The sequence below is a fragment of the Bradyrhizobium sp. SOJA106 genome (assembly GCF_059448745.1).
Window position 1 is genome coordinate 6,957,113 of record NZ_CM182549.1, and the last position, 17,502, is coordinate 6,974,614.

The following is a 17,502-nucleotide window of genomic DNA, read 5'->3' on the forward strand; positions in this document are numbered from 1 at the left end:
GCCGCTCGCCCATCGGCCGGGTGTCACCCTCCCAGGGATGCAAAGGTGGCGAAGAAGACGTCCGTATCGGGTGAGATGCCCGTGAACAGGCGGAATGCTTCGGTGCCCTGGAAGACTGCCATGCCGCCGCCATCGACCGTGCGGCAGCCCAGGGCACGCGCCGCCCGGAGCAGTGCGGTTTCGAGCGGGAAGTAGACGATCTCAGCGACCCACAGATCAGGGCGCAGCGAGGCCGTCGGCAGTGGCGTGCCCGGATATTTATCCATGCCGATTGGCGTCGCGTTGACAATTCCGTCTGCGGCGGCCACGGCCGCTGCAACATCCTTGCCGGCTCGCAAGCATCGTTCTGCAAATCGAGGGGACAAGCCGTCAACCACACTTTGCGCCTTGGCCAAGTCGATGTCGATAATTGTCAGTTCCTGCACTCCGAGCTTCATGAGTGCGAAGGCAACCGCCGCACCTGCGCCGCCCGCTCCGAATTGAACCACGCGTCCAAGTGATGCACCTTGCATGTTGCGGCGAAAATTCTCGGCGAAGCCGAACCAATCGGTGTTGTGGCCGGTCATTCGACCGTTCCTGATGACCAAGGTGTTCACGGCGCCCAGCGCCTCCGCGTCAGGCGAAAGCTCGTCCAAGAGTGGAAGGATCGCTTGCTTGCAGGGATGGGTGACATTTAACCCGTCAAAGCCCATATGCCTTGCTGCCGCGAGCAGTTCCGGCAGTGCCTCCACGCCCAGCTTCAACTCGGCGAGATCGATCTTCTTGTAGAGATAGCGGATGCCCGCGGCGTCAGCGGCCGCTTCATGCATAGGCGGAGTGCGTGACGCCGCGATGCCGCTGCCGATCAGGCCGACGAGAAAGCTGGAGTTCTGATGCATGCTCGGCATCGCCCGTCAGCTCAAAGGGACGGTCAGTTCGGCGATGACCTGAGCCGTGCTTGGTCGCACGCCGCGCCACCAGGAAAAAGCTTCGGCCGCCTGCTCGACCAGCATGCCGACGCCGTCGGCCAGCTTGGCTACGCCTTCGGCGTGGGCCGCTTGCAGAAAGGGAGTCAATCCCTTGCCATAGGCAAGTTCGTACGCCAACTTCGCACGGCGGAAGACATTGCCGGGAAGTGGCGGCATCTCACCACGCAGGCTGGCCGATGTCGCGTTGACCACGACGTCATAGCCCTCGGCAAGATCGGCCAGTTCAGCATAGCCGCTGACGATCAGGGGACCACAACCGGCAAACTCTTCGGCCAGTGCCACAGCCTTCGACAAGGTTCGATTGACGAGAACCAGCTCGGACGGCTCCTGGCGCAGGAACGGCAGCAGCGCGCCACGCGCTGCGCCCCCGGCACCGAGCATCAGGACGCGCTGGCCGGCCATTTTGATGCCTAGATTGACGGTGATGTCGCGCACGAGACCGATCCCGTCGAAATTCTCGCCAATGATCCGATCGCCGTCGAACTTCAGGCAGTTTACGGCACCAGCTCGGTCGGCGCTCTCTGAAAGCTCCTTTGCGTAGCCGAAGGCATCGAGCTTGAACGGGGCAGTAATGTTCAGCCCCTTGGCGCCTTCTTTCCGGAATTGATCAACCCGTTCGCTGAAGCCATTGAGGGGACCCTCGATCGCCTCATAGACAAGGTCCTGTCCTGTCATTCTGGCGAACGTGCCATGGATGAGGGGTGATTTGCTGAAACCGATCGGATTGCCGATCACCGCGTAACGGTCGCTCATCACTCACTCCCGCACTGCGGCTTCGTTGTAGAGGACCCCGTCACGCACCATCGCCTCGACGAGCTCGGCCGAAAGTCCCAGCGACTCTGCAATGCGGCGATTATCCTGGCCAAGCAGCGGCGCCGGAGTTCGCACCGTGGTGTCGCAATCGGAGAACCGGAACGGCAGGTTCGGCAGCGTCACCTTGCCGAGCACAGGATGCTCCTGCTCGAGCAGCATACCACGCGCATGAATCTGCGGATCCTTCACGACCTCTTCGATGGTCTGCACGGGAGCGGACGGCACACCTGCTTCGTCGAGTGCCGCGAGGCAGGCATCGCGAGACGGCTGCGACAGTGTCCAGTTGCGCACAATCTCCATCGCTTCGCCATAATGGGCGTTGCGCGCGGCAGGCGTGGTGAAGCGTTGGTCGGATGCCAAATTGTCTCCCCCGATCAGGGTCGCCAATCGTCGCCAGGCATCATCGACTTGCGCAGCGATGACGAGATTGCCGTCCCTGGCCGGAAAGACGCCGTAGACAGTAGAATCCGGCTGTCCGCTGCCGGTCTGCTTCGGCAGGTCGGTCCCGCCGGAGAGGAAGTAGCGCTGCACCGCATAGTCGTGCATCGAGACCATGCAATCGTACAGCGCCAGATCGATATGTTGGCCGCGCCCGGACGACGCGCGGCCGACCAGCGCTGCATTGATGGCCGCCACGCCGTGAATGCCGGTGTACATGTCGGCCAATGGCATCCGCAGCAGCGGCGGCGCCTCGCCGGGATTGCCCAGTTGCGCCAGGGCGCCAGACATCGCCTCTGCGATCAGACCGAAGCCTGGACGGTCGGCATAGGGACCGGTGTGACCATAGGCGGAGACCGAACAGTAGATCAGTCCGGGATTCCGCGCCGAGAGCACCTTGTAGCCGAGCCCGAGGCGTTCGAGTGCGCCGGGGCGATAGTTCTCGATGAAGACATCGGCTGTGTCGACCAGCTTCATCATCAGGTCGAGGCCACGCCTGTCGCGGAGATCGATACACAGGCCCTGCTTGCCCATGTTCTGCTGCAGGAAGTAGCCGGATTGTCCGTCCTTGAAATAGCCATGGGCGCGGCCCGCATCGCCTGCCTTCGGACGCTCCACCTTGATGACGTCCGCGCCCATCGCGGCGAGGCAGCGGCCCATGAACGGGCCCGCCAGGAAATGGCTGTAGTCGATGACGCGAATGCCTTTGAGCGGCAGATCTTGTGCGGTCATGCCTGCCCTCCCGCGACGCCGGCCTTCGGGCGCATCGGAATCATCAGCCGGTGCTCGCCGAGCTGCACCACTTCGCCGCGCTGATTGATCAACTCCGAGGGGAGCACCACGATGCCCCACCCATCACGCTTGGTGGCGCGCATCGAGCCGACGCGGAACTTCACGTGCACGGTATCGCCGAGCTTGATCGGCAGCTTGAAATCCCAGGTCCAGCCCAGCGACATTCCCGGAAGGAAGCGGTAGTCGGCACGGGTCTTCAAACCATCGGCCAGCGACAGACCAAACAGCCCGTGCGCGACGCGCGTGCCGAATGGTGTGGTCTTGGCGTATTCCTCGTCGACATGGACCGGCGTGAAATCGCCCGTCAGTTCGGCATAGGCATTCACCATCGCTTCGGTGACCGTCACCGCAGGGGTGATGCATTCGTCGCCGACTTTGGCGTCGTCCCAGTAGCGCTCATCGGTCATGTCGCGTCTTTCCTCTAGGCACGGGGATTGATCGCCAGGGCGGCTTCCACGGCGCCTGCGCTGGCTTGCAAGATCTCGATGTTCAGGCCGCCCGGCAGCTCGAGCCAGTTCGGGCCGGCAGGCAATGCCCTGGCGCCCCAAGCGGCGGCGCGGGCGAGGACGCCTTCGTAGTCGTCGACCATGATGCCGAGATGGGCGAGACGCCCCTCCGGCCCGACAAAGTGCGGATCCTCGATGAGTTGCACGCTTCCCAGTATCCATACCTGACGCGGCCGCGGGCCGTCGGCGGGTTGCTCGTCGCGAATGCCAAGGCCGAGCACCTCACGAAAGAAGTCGATGTGACGATCGACATCCGGCACTCGGATCGCGACGTGTTCGACATAGGCGCGAGGCAACGACATCATCTCAGGCCTTTCCCGGATAATCGCTGCGGGCGTATTCGAGCCCTTTGACCAACGCGACGAGGGTGGAGTTGACGGGCGTAGGGACGTTGAGCTTGGCGCCCCAGCGCACGACCGAGCCGTGAATGTAATCCACCTCGGTCAGATTGCCGGATTGCAAGCTCTGCAACATCGACGTCTTGAACTCGGACGGCAGTCCGGCAGACGCCATCGTCCAGGCCCGGCGCGGATCGGCAATCGAGATCTTCACGCCGGCAGCCTGCGCGACCGCGATGCCCTCCGAGATTGCGGCCAGCGCGCAGTCTTCCAGGATCGGCAGCGAATAGAGACCGCCGTAAGTCAGCCCGGTAACGGCGGTGATTCCTCCTCCGGCGACGTTGATGAACAACTTGTCCCACATCGTGCCCAGGATGTTGTCGCTGAGCACCGTGAGAATGCCGGCACGATTGAACGTCTCTGAAATCCGCTGTGCGCGTTCCGTCAACCGTCCGTCAAGCTCGCCGATGATGGTTTCCTTGCCGACCACTCCGGAGCGAACATGACCGGGGCCGAGCAGCACGCCGCCAACATAGGTCTTGCCTGCCATGACCCTGTCACGACCGACTTCCTCCGAAAGGATGTCCTCGTGACCAAGACCGTTTTGAAGCGACATCACGACCGTCTGCGGCCCGATGATCGGCGCTGCCGCGCGGATCGCATCGCGCGTGTGATAGGATTTGACGAGGACGATGACAAGGTCCGCCACGATGCCGACCTGGTCCGCGGAGATACAGGCAGAGACCTTTACCACGGTCTCGGCGTCACCTTCGAGCATCCGTAGACCAGCAGCATTGATCGCCTCGACATGGGCCTGAAACGGATCGATCAACCAAACCTCGGCACCACCGCGCGCCAGCGTGCCGCCGATAGTCGAGCCCAAGGCTCCCGCTCCGACAAAGCAGATCCTCATCCGAACGCTTCTCCCTCGCCCATTTTGGCGTTGGAAGCGTGCTAGCAGGCTGCTCCATATTTGGATATGATATGATCTTTATATCCATTATTGCAGATCGCAATGAAGCATCGAGACCTCTCAGAGACCCACCTGCTGGAGCCGCGCCTGCTCCGGTTGTTTGACGCATTGTTCTCCTCGGGCAGCGTCACCAAGGCGGCCGAGAAGCTCGGTCAAAGCCAGCCGACCATTTCGATCTGGCTGGCGCGCCTGCGAAAGCAGCTGGATGATCCGCTCTTCATCCGCTCTGCGGAGGGAATGCTGCCGACGCCGCGCGCGGAGGCTCTCATCGGCACGGCCCGACAGGCGTTGGAGATGCTGCGCCGTCTGGCGGAGCTTCGCCCTGAGTTTGATCCGGCGACCGCAAAGCGCCGCTTCGTCATCTGCATGACGGATGCGAGCCACATCACGCTGCTCCCGGCCATCCTCGCCTACGTTCGTCGTGTTGCTCCGGGCATCCGCATCGAGGCGGCGCAGATTGGCAGCGATACGCCACGAATGCTGCAGTCCGGGGAGGCCGACCTGGCGCTCGGCTACATCTCGGATCTCGACGCCGGGCACTTCCAACAGGCACTCTTTCCGCAGGATTGGGTCTGCCTGGCAAACGCAAAACATGCCCGGATCCACGACCGCATCACGGCAAAGGATTTCAGGCGTGAGGCGCACGTCCTCATTCGCTCCGGCACCGGACATCAATTGCTCGCGGACGCGCTACAGGAGCAGCGGATAGTCCTTGACGTTGCGCTTGAGCTACCTGGCTTCTTGGGGTTGCCCGCAATCGTCGGGACGACTGACCTGATCGCCACCCTCCCAAGGCACATCGGCGAAACGCTGGCTCACTACTACGGACTGCGCGTGCTCGACTGCCCGCTGGCGATCGCCGGCTTCACGGTGAAACAATATTGGCACGCCCGCTTCCACCACGACCCCGCAAGCCAGTGGTTGCGTGACGTGTGCGGGGAGCTTTTTCAACAGCAGGAAGTGCGCGGTCTTCACCGTTCCGGTCGACCAAGGAAACGAAAGCCACGCAATTTGACGACGTAGCGGACGCATGCTTCATGATCACGCCGGACTTTTTCTCAGCCATTCGGCGAGCCGCGAGGGCACCCAGGCGCGGTGGGCGGCGCCGCGGGGGATACGGCGTCTTGATAATCCGCCAAAAGCCGCCGTTCGTGCGCGATCCCTCTCCGGTTGAGAGTTGGCTCCGAGCGGGTTAGAATCGCGGCGGTCCCCGCGTCGCCCATAACCTCCCATTTGTCGCCGACTACGTTGCGGTGGACGACCTCGTCGATGCTCGAGAGGATGACGGCGCCTCGCTACGTACACCCATCCGGTCCACCACGCACTCGGCACCGTCGATAACGTACGCTGCGTGACGAAAATCCCTGATGGTGGCGAGCTTGTCGTCGGACCAGTTCAACAGCATGAAATATTTCGGCCGCCCGTCCGGTTCATTCGGATCGAACACCAGGATCGCGGGACGTCCCTCCACCTGCCCCGTCACCAGGTGCCAGTCGCTGATCTTCGAATAATTGCCGAAGTAATTCGACACCTCGGCCTTGCCTTTCAGCCTGGTGCGGTTGACGAGCTCAAGCCTGACGTCATCGGCGATCATGGCGCGGATCGCGTCGAAGTCGCGCGCATTGAAATGGCCGACATAGGCGTTGAGCCGCGTGCGGTCGGCTTCCGACAGGCCCGGCTGCGGCACGTCGTCCGGCTCCTCGGCGAACTCACGCAGCTGCGTGCGCCCACGATGCAGCGCGGCCTTCACCGCCGGCAGACTGAAATCCATGATATCGCAGACCTCGGCAAGCGAGCAGCCAAGCACGTCCATGAGGATCACGCTGGACCGCTGCGCCACCGGCAGCCGCATGAAGGTGCGCAGGCTGGTCGCAGCAATCTGGCGGCTTTCCACGTCATCGAGCCGGTCGGCAATCATCTCCACCTCCTCAGCCGAATGCAGCGCCTCCTGCCGGTTGCGGCGGCGCAGGAAATCCAGCGCGGTGTTGTGCGCGATGCGGAACAGCCACCCCTCCGGATTGGCGACGGGCCCGACCGATTGCAGCGCCTCCATCCCCTTGATCAGTGCATCTTGCAGCACATCCTCACCGTCGATGACCGAGCCGACCATGCGCGCGCAGTAGCGATGCAGTTTCGGGCGCATCGCCGCCAGCAGGGTCTCGATTTCGGTGATGGCCCGTGGATCTGGCGCCATTGCTCCTCCGCCTCACTTGTTCAGGACTCGTCCAGCATACGGTAGTTGCCCACGATCCTCACATCACGAACCAGCGGCGGCTCGACGCAGCGGTCGCGGATGCCGTCCTGGAACGCCTGAAACGCCTCGAGTTTCGGGATCGGGCTCGAGCCGTCCCCAGCAGCGGCCTCGACAAAATGGATGAAGGTGTCGTCCTCCAGCCGCAGCGTCAGATAGCGCACGCCGTCCGGCCTGGCCGCCTTCAATTCAGCAAACACTGCCGAAACCAGCTCGGCATTCCTGTCGGCCAACTCCGGCTTCGCCTTGTATCTGATCAGGGTCCTTCTCATCGCGTGCTCCTTGTTCATGTCGCGACCTCGATCGCGTTATCGCGGGCCGTCTCTCTACCCCAGCGTGATCTTCTCGGAAAACCGGTGCTCACTTTTCCGGTTCAAGCTCGAGTAAAACGGCCGCGTCAGCCCTTAGGACGTTTGCCGGCCGCCGAAGGATGCGGCCGGCGAAAAATTATTTCCGAGCGCTTCCTATGCCCCTCCGGCCTCGTCTAGCCCGCAGAACGCGCCGCGACAGGGTGGCGCGCCACACGGAGAGAGGGCGATGCAGACCCCGACCAATCGCGCCGAGCAGAACTGGGGGCTTGGCGTCACCGCGCTGGCATCTTTCACCCAATCAGCCGCTCTTCGGGCGGCGGCACGCCGGACCTTCAAGGGCCGCGACCATACCCTTGTAACCGGCAAGATCGCGGATCACGGCGCAGAGCTCAACGCGCTTGTTCGTGAAGATTTTTGCCAATTCGATTGAGTGTCATCTGATCGGACAGCGGCAATAGCCAAGGGCGGTTACTATGAGGCGCGGGCCTGGTCGCGCCGCTCCTTCCGTCGGGGCGTCGATCCACGGTCAAGCGGATTGCTGAAATTGACAAGCGTGGCGGCAGCGCAATTCTAAACACGTCCACCACTTGGGACCCAAAAAAACTCCTGGCGGAAGCCTCAGGGGCTCAGAGTGCCGAGGTAAGCGGCGACGGCAATCATGTCTTCTGTAGCCAACCTCTGCACGACAGGGGCCATCATAGCCACGGCGGGCCCGGAACGGGCGCCCGTTTTCATATCGTTGAGCTGGCGGAAGACATAGAGCAGAGGCCGTCCCGCGATGCCGGGTACGTTCCCGGAACCTCTCAGTCCAGGTCCGTGGCAACTGGCACAGGGAACTGTTCTGCCGCCGCCGGTCGTCGCGAGGACGCGCCCCCGCTCTATGCTGCCGACAGGCACATAGTCGATGAAGGTGGCGCGGGGATCCCGCAGATGCATGAGCGGCTCGTTCTCGGGCAAAGAGATGATACGGTTGCCCATCGCCTCTGTGCCGCCGGCGGGATCCGCAACGCGCAGGGCGTGTCCATAGATGATGCTTCTCGGCACTGTATCGACCTCGACCACCCTGGAAACGGAGCGGGGCTTTAGAGATGCGAAATACCCGCTCGCAGCCTTCATGTCATCATCAGACATGCCATCCACGATGACCTTCATCACATTTGCAAGCGAGTGCCCGGCTCGTCGTCCAGACTTGAACTCCAGGAGTTGTTGCTGAAGGTACTGGAACGGAAGGCCTGAAAGACCTGCCGATTGCGGGTGGCCGTTACCTGTCGGAGAGTGGCACCGGGCGCATGCAAATGTCCTTGGTCTCACGCCTTCCGCAACGACCTTCGGCATAATGGGATGCTCATCCGGAAACCAGTCAGCAACCTCGAACAACCCATCGATCTGAGCTTGGGTATATGTCCTGCTGCTGCCTGGAACCTGCCTTTGTTCTATGTTGTCGACGTCGCTCACCGGATTCGCGGGAGGGTACGCCCAAGACACGTCGTCACCAGCTCGCGGAGAATCAATACCGCAAATGAGCAGCATCGCCGCGATTATAGCGACGGAATTTATCGAAAATACTTTCGATGGCATCTCGTTCCCGCTTTCTTAGCATGCCCAAGGAAGGTCTCGCCCACGGATACAGAGAGCTGTTCCTCTGCAACGTACTGAGGCAAAGCGTCCGCAATGCAGGAGGAGAACACTTGAGCCGAAGCTGCGCAATTCGCATTACAGAAAGCCGCGCGGTCGGCAGTTGAAGTTATTGCAGATGATGCAGTTTATCGCCTAAGACGCTCCTGCGAGCTCGCACGTCGTCGCCCGTTCGATGTGGTTGCTCGCATTTTTCGAGAGACGAATAGGTCAAGCAGCGTGTAGAGCGTCCCATCATCATGTCCCCTGCCGCTACTGTGAGGCGGGGTTGAACGGGGCAACCTGCCGTTATCTTCAGGCCCATACTGCAAGGGTTTGTTAGCTGCGGCTACGCCTTGTAGCCGACCCACCCTCTGAAAGTGAATCCTGCATAGAAGAGGGCCACATCGGCGAACCCGGCGTCGCGCAAGATGCCTTCGTCCTGTTCTGGCGACAAGAGAGGCAACCGTTCATACATAGCTTGAATGGCGCTTTCGGCGTTCGCCACTGGTACTCCGGACGCGATGGCGAACGCAGCATAGCGAGAGAGCCATTTTGTCTTCTCTCCATCATTTTGCGGAAAGCTGTGATGAGCAACGACGAAGGGGGCACCTGGCCTCAACCGCTGATGTACCTGCGCGACCGTCCTTCGGCGCTCCTCCTCCGATAGAAAGTGCAAGGTCAAAAGACAGGTCGCTCCATCGAAGGGACCCGTGGGCGCGCCGTCAATGTAGCCTTCGTAGAAGTCGACTCGCGACGTGAGCGCGCCGAGCGTGCGGTCGGCCAATCTCAGCATCTCAGCAGACGGATCGACGCCGCAGAAGCGCCAAGCCGGCTGCGCCTCGGCAAAGGTCTTTAATTCCAATCCGCCCCCGGCGCCGAGAACCAGCACGTGGCCGTCGTCTCGCACCCGTTCAGCAAGGAGTATCGCGCTCATTTGTTGCAAGGCGTGGAAACCTGGAACTTGGCGCACGGGCCCCTCGACATAGCGCGCGACGGCGTCTGGATCGGAAAAGGCTGACAAAGGTTGCTCCCAGTGAAGACTCTTGTTGCTACGATGCGGATGTTTTGTGTCGAATGTACTTCGGATTGGAAACAGCGGCTATTGAATCACGATCTGATATTTCTTGCCGACGCAAGGGCCCCCTATCGCTGATGCGAGACCGGGATATCCAAAAACGGCTCTCTGCACACGAACGGCCAACGCGTACTGCCCGGCTGTATCAACGATACCTCTGATGATCGCGATCAGGTCGCGAGCAGCCGCCTCCAGATCTGGCCGGCGCGGCAGGTCCGGGAGCAGAACAGCCCTCCGAAATTGCATTGTCCTCTCTGAAGCAACTCGACAAGGTGTTCATGCGCCGAAGCCGGGCTCATCGAGGCCGGCTTGCTTTAGTTCTTCGCGAGCGAGGCTACCCGAGAGCGCATGGATAAGTTGACCGGCCAGCGCTGGATGCGCCGCAGTCGCAGGAATCGCCGCCGAAATGGCGGTGATATGCTGCACGTCCGCAGGAAGACGACCTGCAATGGAGATGCCCGGTATCGCTAGCAGCTCGCTCATTTGCTGAAAGCCTATCTCGGCCTCGCCCCGTGCGACCACGGCACCAACCCTTTCTCCCAAAATGCGTCGACATCGGGTTCGGACTTCTTCTGCGATTCCGAGCTTGGGAAGGAGTTGTTCTTCAAGATAGATTCCGCTGCCACTCGCGGAATACGCGATCGACGCCGCGTTGACAAGCACGGAGCGGAGCGCTGTGACCGACGAGATATCCCGGATGGTGGCGCCCGATCGAACAGCCATCCCAATGGACGAGTCGGCAATACGCCGCTTCGAATCGCCACGAAGGATTCCCTCCTGCGCCAATCCGTCCACGATGTCGTCGAATAGCACCGCAACATCGCATGGCTCGTGATTACGCAAACGAGGAGGAATGGCGTTCTTTCCAGAACCTATCGACGATCCCTGCCTGAGATCGAGCTCCACGTTGAGGAGCTTGCTTAGATAGGGTGTCATTCGCCGAAAGGCATCAATTGCCGCGCCGGAGCAGTAGACTATGATCTTCTCTGTCACGACTAATGACTCCGCGCTGCCCTGGTAAGGCGCTGGCTCTATGACTGCCCCGCCAAGAATGTCTCCAGCGTGACTGGATCGGCCTTCAGCAGGGGATCCTGAGGTACAACTCCGTCGAACGGCGTTGCTTCGAAGAACCACCGCTTGGTGGCAGGAAGGCCCCAGAGCTGCGATCGTTTCGTATCGCTGAGATCCCATCGCAGCGGGGCCTCGGACGGGTCTATCGTTTGGTAATGAGTATTGAAAAGTTCGACGCGATGACCGTCTGGATCACGAAAATATACAAACAGGGCATTTCCGATTCCGTGACGGCCCGGGCCGCGTTCGACTGCAGCACGATATCCCTTGCAGGCCGCAACGTCGCAGGCATGAATCAGGTCGCGAAGTTCAGGCACTGTATACGCGAAGTGGTGCAGGCGAGGACCGCGTCCATTGCTGAAAACAATATCATGTGGGTTACCCTTGCGCTGCAACCAGACGGCCCACAATTCGTCTGTACCATCCCTTGCCGTGTATTCGGTGAGCCGGAAGCCCAAGGCCGCGTAGAATTCGAAGGCCGCCTGGATGTTTGACGCAGCGACTTGAACATGATCGAGCCGCTGCGGGCTACCACCGTGGAACCGATCAAAGGCTTGCATGAGGCGAGGCCTGGTTTCCATGTCAACGCAAAACTCTATTGCGCAACCTGCCCCGTCGACGAGCCGCAACGTTCGTCCCTGGTACCTGGACTCGACCCACGTGCTGGATACCTCGTGCTCGTTGCACCATTCCCACGCCAGATCGAGCTCTGCCTCCGTCAGCACACGAAAGCCAATCGCCTGACAGGCGCCAGGTGCGGCGCTTCTGCGAAGAACCAGGCTGTGGTGACAAGCCTCCTCCAGGCCGCGAAGATAAAGTGAATGTTCGTCGCGATCACTCACGACGAACCCCAGCACGTCGCTATAGAACTTGGTGCTTGCTTCGAGATCACGAACCGTCAGAACAACGTGACTGATGCGCGTGACGTTGAAGGGAGGATTGAGGATTGGTGCAGGAATCGTCATTGTGTGCTCCAAGAACGCGCGTGATGCATCGCACCGCAATCGACACATCTCGGTGCGACTCCAAACCGACGCCACGATCACCTTCAGCCCGGGCTGTCCTTCGCCAGGCCCGCGGCCCATTGCCGATAGTCGGCCCGGATTTTATCGTTTATGGGATAGAGACCATTCAATCCTTCGCCCGCAGCGACTCGCATCTGGATGTATCGCTCGATACGTTCCTGCTCAACTGCGTCGCGCGCCACCTCATCCACTATCGCCTGCGGGATGACCGCTACTCCATCGGCATCGCCCACGATGATATCCCCCGGATAGATCGGTACGCCACCGCAGCCGATGGGAAGATTGTAGTCCACCGCATGATGCAAAACGCGGTTGGTTGGAGCGCTTGGCCCGGCGCAGAAAACGGGAATGCCCATTTGAGAGATCTGTTCGCTGTCACGGATCCCTCCGTCTGACACAAGCCCGGCGACTCCACGAACGCGCAACCTGGTCAGGTAGACATCTCCCGCTGAGGCAGCCCGGGCATCCTGGCGGCAATCCATGACCAGAACGTAGCCGGCTGGAACGGCCTCGATAGCTTCCCGCTGCAGGGCATTGGGGTCGGGCTTGACGCCGAACGAGTCGATATCTTCGCGAGCCGGGATGTAGCGAAGCGTGAACGCAGGCCCGACCAGATTCTCCGAGTGCTTTCCGAGAGCCCTGACATCCTGAACGAACGCGTTCCGAAAGCCCCTTCTAAAGAGCTGCGTTGTGATTGTGGCGGTACTCGTCGCCTTAAGGTCCTTGAGTGTTTGCTCGCTTAGTTTGGTCACGATTTGCCTCACCGCTTCCAGATCAACCGGCGTACTCGGACCGCTTTGGTGTGAAGACATCGAGCTCCAGCGCCTCCTTGTCGCCAACAACCTCGATGTAGTGCACCACGTTCGAGGGAATCACGATCAGACCGCCAGGCTCGAGAAAATGCACCTCCTCGCCCACATGAAACTTGGCGCTTCCCTCAAGCATGTAGACGATCTGCTCATAAACATGGCTATGAGGCCTCAATTCGTGTCCAGGCTTGATGCGGTGCAAAGCCAGGGTCGCCCCCTGGCCCGAGAAAGTCTTTCTTTCCATACCGCCGCGGATGGGCTCCCAGTCGATCCCCGCCCAGTTTACGCTGTGAATTGGCATGCGCAGTTCCTCCTGAAGCGGCCACGCAGGTCGACTGTGCAAGTCGCCGCTGATCCTTGTCGTCCGCGAGCCTTGCACGGCCGCTGTCCGGACCAAAACAAGCAAGCTTCATCTTTTCGCATTACGAATGCCGCATCAGATGCCGCGTTGCACGGCCAAGTGACTCGCATTGCGAACCTCCGCGTTGTCTGATGATCGAACTGTTAACTCTCAGCGAGACTGAACCTTGGATAGCCCCTAGTTCAGGGCTGCTTCCTTCGCAAGAATTCGCGCTACCGCGGGTCGCTCCACTACGCGCTCGCTGATCCTCGTCCAGGCTGGGAATCTTTCAGTGACAGGAATGCCAAGCTTCTGTGCGACGCGATAGAAGAAGAGCAAATAGGGATCTGCTATCGTGAAACCTCCTGGTACGGCCCAATCGCGCCCATGAAGCATCTTCTCGATGTATGCAAAGCCGTCATCGAGATTTTGTCGACCCTTGGCATTGATGTTTGGGAAATCATCAGGGTCGGTCGTAAAGCGTTGGGGACGAGACAATTGGCTCAACGCCACCGCATGAACGGAGCTCGCTGCCCACGCCAACCATTCATGGCAGCGGGCCTCAGCTTCCGGCTCGGCCGGCAGAAGCTTCGCCTCGGGATGCCGGCGCGCGAGGAACATCAGAATGGCATGTGTTTCGGTCAATATACGATCGCCAATCTTCAGTGCAGGAACGCGGCCTTTGGGATTGATCGCCAGATAGGCGGGATCCGTGAGCTTCTCGGCCCTGGACGCGATATCCACGCGCACCAGCTCGATGCTGTATGGTTGACCGATTTCCTCGAGCACGATGTGTGGCGCTACCGAGCACATCCCGGGCGAGAAATAGAGATGGTACATAAGTCAACCCCTTGCGGCATGTCCGTAGCGGAAATCGTCATCGACAATAGCGTTTCGCGTCGGAGCGTTAAGCAATCGAATTGTCAACTCTCTGTCTGGTCAGGGTGGACAATCTGATCCACCGCCGGCCTGACTGGGGAGCAAACCGAGCGAGCGCAAACCCTGCCCGTCTCGCTGCTCTCTCGAAAATCCTTTGATGTTGATCGCACCGATCCTCTAGCCAGGCGCATCAAAGGCCCCACCGACTAGCCTGGCGCCGGCAGTCGCATGGCCTCCAGACACGGCGCTCCCTCACCTGAGGCCGGCGGCCGATGCCCCTCCGTCTGAGACAAGTCAAATTCCTGCACCCGGACGTTCTTCGTCCGGTTGATCATCAAGCGAACCACGTCCGGCCGGGAATAATGACCGACCGGGTCCGCCGCTGCCTTCGAAAATGGAATTTGTCCAATGTCGATGTCGGCATAGAGAATGCCTTCCTCGTCTTCTTCAAGCGGCTCGCAAAGAGCGCGTCCATCTGGGCCGTAGATCATTGAATTTCCGCCGCCGGGCTTTCCGGTCTGCGCGCTGAGAATACGCACCTTGTCCGGAGTATCGCAGAGGAGATCAAACATTTCTTGGGAGAGCAGCGACCATGATGAGATTACAAAGCACTGCCCTTCCACGGCATACATCCGGCTCGCGGCGCTGTTTACCTCGGGTCCAAGGACATAGGGCTCGTGGAGCACGCTGGGCCACGAGGCGACATGCACCTGCTCGTTCATTGAATAGAGCGCATATCGCGACAAGGGCTGCAAATGCTCCCAGCAACACAGAGCGCCAATATTTCCATATGCCGTCCTGGCGACCTGGAAGTCGGATCCATCGCCTTCGCCAAACACCATTCGCTCGGCATGGGTCGGCTTCAGCTTCCGACGATTGAACAACAAGTTTCCGCCTGCATCGATCAGGCATTGCCCCATGTAGAGACTGCCTCCGTCCTGCTCACTGTATCCTAGCAAGACGAGTATTGCGCAGCGTTTTGCGGCTTCCCTGATCTTGAGCATCTCCGGACCATCCAGCCGGAGACTGTTTTCATAATACCGCTTTGTGAACTGCATGCTCCAGACTGGAGCCCCAAGCCAAATGAACCACGGATATCCCGGAATCAACGTCTCGGGAAACGCGACCAGTTTGGCTCCATTGGAAGCTGCTTCCTCGATGATGGCGATCGTTTTCGCCACCGTGCCTTCGAGGTCCAGATAGACCGGAGCCGCCTGGACGCAGGCTGCCTTGAATGGTGTGCTCTGCACGGCTACATCCTCGTCTCGCGATTGAAACACAATCGACTAGTACGCAACGGTGAAGCGCGTACGGCTGTGCTTTGGACTTTCGATCTCGTCCAGCATTGCTACGGCATAATCTTCGAGAGAAATCCTGCTTTCGCCTTTCGCGTCGGTAAGCAGTTGATCCTTGCCCACGCGATATGCTCCCGTTCGATCGCCCGGCGCCAATACTGCTGCGGGGCTGACGAATGTCCAATCGAGGCCGTCCTCCCGCCTCAGAATGTTCAGGAATTCAGCGGTAGCCAGGGCTCCTTCCTTCCATTCCTTTGGAAAGTCGGGAGAGTCGACGACACGCTTCCCCGGAGCGGCCTCGAGACTCCCCGCTCCTCCGACGACGACCAGCCGACGAACGCCCGCGCGCTTCGACGCCGCGATGATTGACCTGGCTCCATCCAGTCCTCCCGCGAGACCTGGGTTGAACGAGCTGACAACAGCGTCCTGGCCGGACAGGATCAGCGAGAGCTCATTCATATTTTTGACGTCGGTCTTGCGAGCGGCCAACTTCGGATGCTCAGGCAGCTTTTCGACGTGACGGACAATCGCCGTGACGTCATGTCCCCTGTTGAGGGCCTCCGTAAGGATCTTAGAGCCGACATATCCTGTCGCGCCGATTAACGCTATCTTCATTTGCCGCTTTCCGGTTTGCTTGAATTCAGACCGGAAGCACTATCACTGCTGTTCACGTGCTATAATCCGAGTATCCGCTAATTCTCTGTTCACCGGCGCAGCACAATTCTCATCATGCTAGGGAGAGGTGGCTAGAGGCCGGCCATCGGCTGCTGCTTATCCGACAAGGCGGTTTCTCCTGACGTCGCTTGTGAACGGCTATCGCATGACGATGCGACTTCGTGGCGCCTGCGCTCCGCGCGGCATCCACGCTCGGCTATTGCCGAGCGACAGACAAGCTGGGACAGCCTCCATGGCAAAGCCTAGTGACGTGGAGACTGGCTCCCTACAAACACAGATCCGACGGCCCAGACTTTCCAGAAAGCCCACGTTGCAATATTCTGTGTTCATTCAGGAGGGACAATGGTGACTCAGCTAAGCAGCATCAATCTCAATCGCCTCGTCGTCTTCGTAGCCGTTGTAGAAGCTGGATCGCTGACAGCAGCGGGACGGAAGCTCAATTTAACCAAGACACAGGTCAGCGCGCACATACGTCGATTGGAAGCGGAGGTTGGCGCAAGCCTAATCATTCGATCGACAAGGCGAATTAGCCTAACCCACGCCGGCGAACTGTTTTTCGAGGCAATACGTCGAGTTGTTCGCGACGTCGAGGAAGCGGTCTCCGTAGCGTCGCAAGATGCCCAGGAGCCGCGCGGAATACTGAAGGTGACAGCCCCGGTCGATTTCGGTGCCATGCTCGTAGCGCCTGTAGCTGCCGAGCTGTCCTCAAGATATCCCGACTTGAAGATTGACCTTATAACTGCCGACCGCGTCCTCGACCTCGTCGAGGGCGGAATAGACGTGGCAATTCGCGCCGGGAAGCTTGCCGATTCAAGCTATAAGGCCGTACGTATCGGCAGCTTTTCCGAATGGCTCGTCACGAGCCCGGATCTCCTTTCCCGGAGGCCACTCCCGGAAACCCCGGACGGCCTTGCGGGGTCACCATTCGTCGCATTATCGGTATTACCTCATCCGCTCTCGTGGACATTCGAAGATCCGGACGGAGCGAAGCACCCAGTGCGCTGGGAAGCCGTCATAACCGCGAACACCGCCCTCGCGGTTCGCGAGGTCGCGCTGGCGGGAGGTGGATTTGCAATCCTGCCGGACTTTGCTGTTGCGGAGTACGTGGCGAAAGGTCAACTGACGCGCGTTTTTCCCGAATGGAAACTTCCCGAAGGGGGGATCTACGCTGTGTTTTCCGCTGCGCGCCAGCCGCGCAGAAAGGTTCGCGTTTTCATCGATGGCTTTCGGGAGCACCTGGATCGTGCGTGGGGCCTTAAATGATAACGCCACGCAAGAGTGCTGATCCGACTTGCCGCGGCACCACAGGGCATAGGATCAGGCCTG

General features: G+C 60.3%; 20 protein-coding genes. 3 read left to right on the top strand and 17 right to left on the bottom strand.

Annotated features, from left to right (window positions below):
- Positions 1-23: 23 nt before the first annotated feature.
- The 6 genes from AC5V87_RS32835 to AC5V87_RS32860 are packed head-to-tail and all read right to left on the bottom strand — an operon-like array spanning position 24 to position 4,768.
- On the bottom strand, positions 24-878 hold the full coding sequence (locus AC5V87_RS32835; protein ID WP_495368961.1) for a shikimate dehydrogenase: 855 nt from the start codon (positions 876-878) through the stop codon (positions 24-26).
- A gap of 15 nt (positions 879-893) precedes the next feature.
- Positions 894-1,721, bottom strand: coding sequence for a shikimate dehydrogenase (aroE, locus tag AC5V87_RS32840; RefSeq protein ID WP_456842963.1), 828 nt, complete (start codon positions 1,719-1,721; stop codon positions 894-896).
- Between the two features lie 3 nt (positions 1,722-1,724).
- On the bottom strand, positions 1,725-2,951 hold the full coding sequence (locus AC5V87_RS32845) for a CaiB/BaiF CoA transferase family protein (protein WP_495368962.1): 1,227 nt from the start codon (positions 2,949-2,951) through the stop codon (positions 1,725-1,727).
- Entirely contained in the window at positions 2,948-3,418 is a 471-nt protein-coding gene (locus AC5V87_RS32850) for a MaoC family dehydratase (protein ID WP_456842961.1), read from the bottom strand. Before AC5V87_RS32850 ends, AC5V87_RS32845 begins: the two co-directional genes overlap by 4 nt.
- A 14-nt stretch (positions 3,419-3,432) precedes the next feature.
- Entirely contained in the window at positions 3,433-3,819 is a 387-nt protein-coding gene (locus tag AC5V87_RS32855) for a VOC family protein (protein WP_495371987.1), read from the bottom strand.
- 4 nt (positions 3,820-3,823) lie between these two features.
- Complete coding sequence (locus AC5V87_RS32860) at positions 3,824-4,768, bottom strand: ketopantoate reductase family protein (protein WP_495368963.1); 945 nt, start codon at positions 4,766-4,768, stop codon at positions 3,824-3,826.
- Positions 4,769-4,870: 102 nt separating this feature from the next.
- Here AC5V87_RS32860 and AC5V87_RS32865 point away from each other — a divergent pair, with 102 nt between their 5' ends.
- On the top strand, positions 4,871-5,851 hold the full coding sequence (locus AC5V87_RS32865) for a LysR family transcriptional regulator (protein ID WP_495368964.1): 981 nt from the start codon (positions 4,871-4,873) through the stop codon (positions 5,849-5,851).
- Positions 5,852-6,071: 220 nt separating this feature from the next.
- On the opposite strand, the gene AC5V87_RS32870 is transcribed toward AC5V87_RS32865, so the two are convergent.
- Positions 6,072-7,022: a sigma-70 family RNA polymerase sigma factor gene (locus AC5V87_RS32870; protein WP_495368965.1), complete on the bottom strand. Its 951-nt coding sequence runs from the start codon at positions 7,020-7,022 to the stop codon at positions 6,072-6,074.
- 20 nt (positions 7,023-7,042) lie between these two features.
- Positions 7,043-7,351 (bottom strand): hypothetical protein, encoded by a 309-nt coding sequence (locus AC5V87_RS32875; RefSeq protein ID WP_495371988.1) that lies wholly within the window; start codon positions 7,349-7,351, stop codon positions 7,043-7,045.
- A 265-nt stretch (positions 7,352-7,616) separates the two neighbouring features.
- On the opposite strand from AC5V87_RS32875, the gene AC5V87_RS32880 reads away from it, so the two are divergent.
- Entirely contained in the window at positions 7,617-7,820 is a 204-nt protein-coding gene (locus AC5V87_RS32880) for a hypothetical protein (protein WP_456842957.1), read from the top strand.
- A gap of 188 nt (positions 7,821-8,008) precedes the next feature.
- On the opposite strand, the gene AC5V87_RS32885 is transcribed toward AC5V87_RS32880, so the two are convergent.
- The 9 genes from AC5V87_RS32885 to AC5V87_RS32925 form a co-directional block, all read right to left on the bottom strand.
- Positions 8,009-8,845, bottom strand: coding sequence for a c-type cytochrome (locus tag AC5V87_RS32885; protein WP_495368966.1), 837 nt, complete (start codon positions 8,843-8,845; stop codon positions 8,009-8,011).
- Between the two features lie 508 nt (positions 8,846-9,353).
- Positions 9,354-10,028, bottom strand: a complete 675-nt coding sequence (locus AC5V87_RS32890) for a class I SAM-dependent methyltransferase (RefSeq protein ID WP_495368967.1) — start codon at positions 10,026-10,028, stop codon at positions 9,354-9,356.
- A 330-nt stretch (positions 10,029-10,358) separates the two neighbouring features.
- Positions 10,359-11,075 carry a substrate-binding domain-containing protein gene (locus AC5V87_RS32895; protein WP_495368968.1) on the bottom strand — a complete coding sequence of 239 codons (717 nt, stop codon included), beginning with the start codon at positions 11,073-11,075 and terminating at the stop codon, positions 10,359-10,361.
- A gap of 38 nt (positions 11,076-11,113) precedes the next feature.
- Positions 11,114-12,118: a 3,4-dihydroxyphenylacetate 2,3-dioxygenase gene (gene hpaD / locus AC5V87_RS32900; RefSeq protein ID WP_495368969.1), complete on the bottom strand. Its 1,005-nt coding sequence runs from the start codon at positions 12,116-12,118 to the stop codon at positions 11,114-11,116.
- A gap of 83 nt (positions 12,119-12,201) precedes the next feature.
- Positions 12,202-12,930, bottom strand: coding sequence for a ribonuclease activity regulator RraA (locus AC5V87_RS32905; RefSeq protein WP_495368970.1), 729 nt, complete (start codon positions 12,928-12,930; stop codon positions 12,202-12,204).
- 22 nt (positions 12,931-12,952) lie between these two features.
- On the bottom strand, positions 12,953-13,288 hold the full coding sequence (locus tag AC5V87_RS32910; RefSeq protein WP_495368971.1) for a cupin domain-containing protein: 336 nt from the start codon (positions 13,286-13,288) through the stop codon (positions 12,953-12,955).
- 237 nt (positions 13,289-13,525) lie between these two features.
- Positions 13,526-14,167: a glutathione S-transferase family protein gene (locus tag AC5V87_RS32915; protein WP_495368972.1), complete on the bottom strand. Its 642-nt coding sequence runs from the start codon at positions 14,165-14,167 to the stop codon at positions 13,526-13,528.
- A gap of 245 nt (positions 14,168-14,412) precedes the next feature.
- A complete protein-coding gene (locus tag AC5V87_RS32920) occupies positions 14,413-15,456 on the bottom strand; it encodes a carbon-nitrogen hydrolase family protein (protein WP_495368973.1) in 1,044 nt (347 codons plus the stop codon).
- Between the two features lie 36 nt (positions 15,457-15,492).
- Complete coding sequence (locus AC5V87_RS32925; RefSeq protein WP_495368974.1) at positions 15,493-16,116, bottom strand: NAD(P)-dependent oxidoreductase; 624 nt, start codon at positions 16,114-16,116, stop codon at positions 15,493-15,495.
- A gap of 402 nt (positions 16,117-16,518) precedes the next feature.
- On the opposite strand from AC5V87_RS32925, the gene AC5V87_RS32930 reads away from it, so the two are divergent.
- Positions 16,519-17,439 (top strand): LysR family transcriptional regulator, encoded by a 921-nt coding sequence (locus tag AC5V87_RS32930; protein WP_495368975.1) that lies wholly within the window; start codon positions 16,519-16,521, stop codon positions 17,437-17,439.
- Positions 17,440-17,502: the final 63 nt, after the last annotated feature.

Bases quoted from the DNA above. Each gene is read 5' to 3' on its own strand.
- AC5V87_RS32865 (WP_495368964.1), top strand. From the start codon at position 4,871: ATGAAGCATCGAGACCTCTCAGAGACCCACCTGCTGGAGCCGCGCCTG.
- AC5V87_RS32910 (WP_495368971.1), bottom strand. From the start codon at position 13,288: ATGCCAATTCACAGCGTAAACTGGGCGGGGATCGACTGGGAGCCCATC.
- AC5V87_RS32870 (WP_495368965.1), bottom strand. From the start codon at position 7,022: ATGGCGCCAGATCCACGGGCCATCACCGAAATCGAGACCCTGCTGGCG.
- AC5V87_RS32925 (WP_495368974.1), bottom strand. From the start codon at position 16,116: ATGAAGATAGCGTTAATCGGCGCGACAGGATATGTCGGCTCTAAGATC.
- AC5V87_RS32915 (WP_495368972.1), bottom strand. From the start codon at position 14,167: ATGTACCATCTCTATTTCTCGCCCGGGATGTGCTCGGTAGCGCCACAC.
- AC5V87_RS32930 (WP_495368975.1), top strand. From the start codon at position 16,519: ATGGTGACTCAGCTAAGCAGCATCAATCTCAATCGCCTCGTCGTCTTC.
- AC5V87_RS32875 (WP_495371988.1), bottom strand. From the start codon at position 7,351: ATGAGAAGGACCCTGATCAGATACAAGGCGAAGCCGGAGTTGGCCGAC.
- AC5V87_RS32880 (WP_456842957.1), top strand. From the start codon at position 7,617: ATGCAGACCCCGACCAATCGCGCCGAGCAGAACTGGGGGCTTGGCGTC.
- AC5V87_RS32855 (WP_495371987.1), bottom strand. From the start codon at position 3,819: ATGTCGTTGCCTCGCGCCTATGTCGAACACGTCGCGATCCGAGTGCCG.
- AC5V87_RS32860 (WP_495368963.1), bottom strand. From the start codon at position 4,768: ATGAGGATCTGCTTTGTCGGAGCGGGAGCCTTGGGCTCGACTATCGGC.
- AC5V87_RS32835 (WP_495368961.1), bottom strand. From the start codon at position 878: ATGCATCAGAACTCCAGCTTTCTCGTCGGCCTGATCGGCAGCGGCATC.
- AC5V87_RS32845 (WP_495368962.1), bottom strand. From the start codon at position 2,951: ATGACCGCACAAGATCTGCCGCTCAAAGGCATTCGCGTCATCGACTAC.
- AC5V87_RS32850 (WP_456842961.1), bottom strand. From the start codon at position 3,418: ATGACCGATGAGCGCTACTGGGACGACGCCAAAGTCGGCGACGAATGC.
- hpaD (WP_495368969.1), bottom strand. From the start codon at position 12,118: ATGACGATTCCTGCACCAATCCTCAATCCTCCCTTCAACGTCACGCGC.
- aroE (WP_456842963.1), bottom strand. From the start codon at position 1,721: ATGAGCGACCGTTACGCGGTGATCGGCAATCCGATCGGTTTCAGCAAA.